The 4,026-nt window shown below is 72.4% G+C and carries 3 protein-coding genes; 2 read left to right on the plus strand and 1 reads right to left on the minus strand.

Annotated features, from left to right (window positions below; translation table 11 throughout):
- Positions 1-40: 40 nt before the first annotated feature.
- Positions 41-1,204, minus strand: coding sequence for an acyl-CoA dehydrogenase family protein (locus DKT69_RS27515; RefSeq protein WP_109804394.1), 1,164 nt, complete (start codon positions 1,202-1,204; stop codon positions 41-43).
- A gap of 239 nt (positions 1,205-1,443) precedes the next feature.
- Between DKT69_RS27515 and DKT69_RS27520 the strand changes: the two genes are divergently transcribed.
- Both DKT69_RS27520 and DKT69_RS27525 read left to right on the plus strand, forming a co-directional pair.
- Entirely contained in the window at positions 1,444-2,871 is a 1,428-nt protein-coding gene (locus tag DKT69_RS27520; protein WP_109804395.1) for a UDP-glucose dehydrogenase family protein, read from the plus strand.
- A gap of 177 nt (positions 2,872-3,048) precedes the next feature.
- A partial coding sequence (locus tag DKT69_RS27525; protein ID WP_497529434.1) for a TFIIB-type zinc ribbon-containing protein occupies positions 3,049-4,026 on the plus strand: 978 nt, incomplete at its 3' end.

The following is a 4,026-nucleotide window of genomic DNA, read 5'->3' on the forward strand; positions in this document are numbered from 1 at the left end:
CCAGCGCATCGTCATGGCCCGCCCGAACGGTTCCGCCCGGTCAGCCCTTGAGCAGCTGGCGGGCCATGACGATGCGCTGGACCTGGTTGGTGCCCTCGTAGATCTGGGTGATCTTGGCGTCCCGCATCATCCGCTCGACCGGGTAGTCGCGGGTGTAGCCGTACCCGCCGAGCAGCTGCACCGCGTCGGTGGTGATCTCCATGGCGGCGTCCGAGGCGAAGCACTTCGCGGCCGCGCCGAAGTAGGTCAGGTCCGCGTCGCCACGCTCGGACTTGCCGGCCGCGGTGTAGGTGAGCTGCCGGGCCGCCTCCAGCTTCATGCCCATGTCGGCGAGCATGAACTGGATGCCCTGGAACTCGGCGACCGCCTTGCCGAACTGCTTGCGCTCGCTCACGTACCCCTTGGCGTAGTCCAGCGCGCCCTGCGCGATGCCGACCGCCTGGGCGGCGATGGTGACCCGGGTGTGGTCCAGGGTCTTCATCGCGGTGGCGAAGCCGGTGCCCTCGGCGCCGATCATCCGGTCCGCCGGGATCCGGACGTTGTCGAGGTAGACCTCGCGGGTCGGGGAGCCCTTGATGCCCAGCTTCTTCTCCGGCGCGCCGAAACTGACCCCGGCGTCGGACTTCTCCACCACGAAGGCGGAGATGCCCCGCGAGCGGGCTGTGGGATCGGTCACAGCGAACACGGTGTAGTACTCGGAGACGCCGGCGTTGGTGATCCACCGCTTCACGCCGTTGAGCACCCAGTGATCGCCGTCCCGCACGGCCCGGGTCGTCATGGAGGCGGCGTCGCTGCCCGCCTCCGGCTCCGAGAGGCAGTACGAGAACATCGCGTCCCCGGCGGCGACCGGGGTCAGGTACTTCCGCTTGAGCTCCTCCGAGCCGGCCAGGATCAGCGGCATGGTGCCCAGCTTGTTGACCGCGGGGATCAGCGAGGCCGAGGCGCAGGCCCGCGCCACCTCCTCGATCACGATGGCCGTGGCCAGCGCGTCCGCGCCGGCGCCGCCGTACTCCACGGGGATGTGCGGGGCGTGGAAGTCGGCGGCCCGCAGCGCGTCGTACGACGCCTTCGGGAACTCGCCGGTCTCGTCCGCTTCAGCCGCATGCGGGGCCACCTTGGCCGCACAGACCTCACGGACCGCCTCCCGGATCGCCTCGTGCTCCTCCGGCAACCGGTAGACGTCGAACGACTGCTCTGCGGCCATGTTGGCCCCTCCCCTTCACCGCTATCATGCCCAGTCTGTAGCGCCTGAGAACCGCCGACCGCGCAGAGTGAAGGATAGCGACCGGCGTTCTGGTGCTCCTTGCCGCCGCGTAGGCTCGTGCGTGACAGGCGTCGACGTCGACCGGCGACCACAGAACGTCCCCCAACCGGTGCCCGGCCAGGCGCCGCAGCCGAACGCGACGCAAGGAAGCGCCGCCAGTGCGAGCGGAGAAGACAGGCGTGACGATCCCGTACCCGAACACCCAGCCGGTGCCGGCCATCGCCGCAGTGACCCCGCCCTCCGGCGCGGCCCGGCCCAGGGTGACCTTCCTCGGCACCGGTTACCTCGGTGCGACGTACGCCATCTGCTACGCGGAGCTCGGCTACGAGGTGCTCGGCTTCGACGTCGACGTCGACAAGATCGCCAAGCTGAACGCCGGCGAGGTGCCGATCCACGAGCCCGGCCTGGACGAGCTGCTGCGGCGCAACCTGGCCGCCGGCCGGCTGCGGTTCAGCACCGACATCGCCGAGACCGCCGAGTTCGGCGACGTGCACTTCATCTGCGTGGGCACCCCGCAGCGCGCCGACGGCATGGGCGCCGACCTGTCCTACGTCGAGGCGTCGGTGACCAGCCTGGCCCAGCACCTGACCCGCAAGGCGCTGATCGTCGGCAAGTCCACCGTCCCGGTCGGCACCGCCGAGTGGGTCGAGCAGCTCGTCGGCAAGCACACCCCCGCCGACCTCGGCGTCGAGGTGGCGTGGAGCCCCGAGTTCCTCCAGGAGGGCTTCGCCGTCGACGACGTGCTGCGCCCCAACCGGATCGTGGTCGGCGTCAAGAGCGAGTGGGCCAACGGCATGCTCTACGCCGCCCACAAGGGCGTCTTCGACCTGGCCGCCACCGAGGACCGCGAGGTCCCCCTGGTGGTCACCGACTTCGCCACCGCCGAGCTGGTCAAGGTCGCCGCGAACGCCTTCCTGGCCACCAAGATCTCGTTCATCAACGCGATGGCCGAGGTCTGCGAGGCCGCCGGCGGCGACGTCACCCAGCTGGCCCGCTCGATCGGGTACGACCCCCGGATCGGCAACCGCTTCCTCCAGGCCGGTCTCGGCTTCGGCGGGGCCTGCCTGCCCAAGGACATCCGCGCCTTCCAGGCCCGCGCCCAGGAGCTCGGCGCCGGCGAGGCGCTGCGCTTCCTGCACGAGGTCGACCTGATCAACCTGCGCCGCCGGACCCGCGTGGTCCAGCTCGCCGCCGAGCTGCTCGGCCGCCGCTCCGGCCCGGCCGGTCCGGACCTCTCCGGCACCCGGATCGCCGTGCTCGGCGCCACCTTCAAGCCGAACACCGACGACGTCCGGGACGCCCCGGCGCTCGCGGTCGCCTCGCTGCTCGGCAAGGCCGGGGCCGACGTGCACGTCTTCGACCCGCAGGGCACCGAGAACGCCCGCCGGGCGGTGCCCGAGCTGACGTACGAGGAGACCATGACCGACGCCGTCAGCGGCGCGGACCTGGTCTGCGTGCTCACCGAGTGGGCCGAGTTCCGCAACGCTGACCCGGTCGCCCTGGGCGAGCTGGTGCGGGGCCGGCGGGTGGTCGACGGGCGCAACTGCCTCGACTCCACACTGTGGACCCAGGCGGGTTGGGAGTACCGCGGCATGGGCCGCCCCTGACCCTCACCCGACGCGTACGGCCGGCCGTGGAACTGCTCCACGGCCGGCCGTTCCTTTTGTTGCCCCGAACGCATTTGTTGCCCCGAACGCGCCGCCAACGGTCGAAATCCGCGCCCGGTCAGGGCATGCTGCGACAGTGGAGGTCCACACCGCGGGCCGGCCGGACGGAGGGGTGTCGTGCAGACCTTCAGATGCGCCTCGTGCGGGCGGGAGATCAAGCCGGCCATCATCTGTCCGCACTGCGGCGCCGACCAGCCACAGTGGGCCGAGCACCTGGCGGAGATCGAGCGCTCGATCGCGGAGATGAAGGCGCGCGACGCCGAGATCGCCCGTGAACAACGGCAGATCGCCGCCAAGATGCAGGCCGCCCTCTTCCAGCGGGACATCCTCGCGCACGCCGGTGAGGAACGGATCAAGCAGGCGACCCGGCCCCGCCGGGTGCTGCGCCGCCGGCCGGGTCGCCGGCCGCCGACGGCCACCACCGGCGCGCCGCCCCGGGTGCCCCGGCAGGGCACCCCGCCACCCGGCCCGGACGACCTGCCGCCGTCGCCGCCCCGGTCCACCCCGCAGTGGCTGGACGTGGACGACCCGGAGCACCCGCCGGAGGCCTCCTCCCGGGAGGTGCAGAACATCCCGCTCGGGCTCGGCGCGCTGCTGCTCGGCGTGGCCGCGGTGGTCTTCGCCGCGGTCGCCACCAGCTCGATGGACGCGTTGGCCCGGCTGGGCGTGCTGGTGGTCGCGACGGTGCTGATGCTGCTCGCCCCGCCGGTGCTGGCCCGCCGCGGGCTCACCTCCACCGCCGAGACGATCGCCGCGGTCGGCCTGCTGCTGGTGCCGCTGGCCGGGTACGCCCTCTGGGCGGTCGACCGGATCGGCGGCGGCGCCTCGGGCGCGGTCTTCGCCGGGTCGATCTTCCTGATGACCACCCTGGTGGCCTTCGGGTACGCCCAATGGACCGGGCTGCGCGCGCCGCGCTTCGCCACCGTGCTCGCCGCCCAGCCGGTGCTGCCGCTGCTGGCGTACGACCGGATCACCGGGCCGGCCGGCTGGGCGCTGGTGCTGACCGTGGTCGCGGTGGTCGACCTCGCGCTGGCCCGCTCGGCGGTGATCCTCGAGCGACCGGTCCGGCGTGACCTGCCCACCCCGCCGCCACCC

It is taken from the genome of Micromonospora sicca, from assembly GCF_003172935.1.
Taxonomy (GTDB): domain Bacteria; phylum Actinomycetota; class Actinomycetes; order Mycobacteriales; family Micromonosporaceae; genus Micromonospora; species Micromonospora sicca.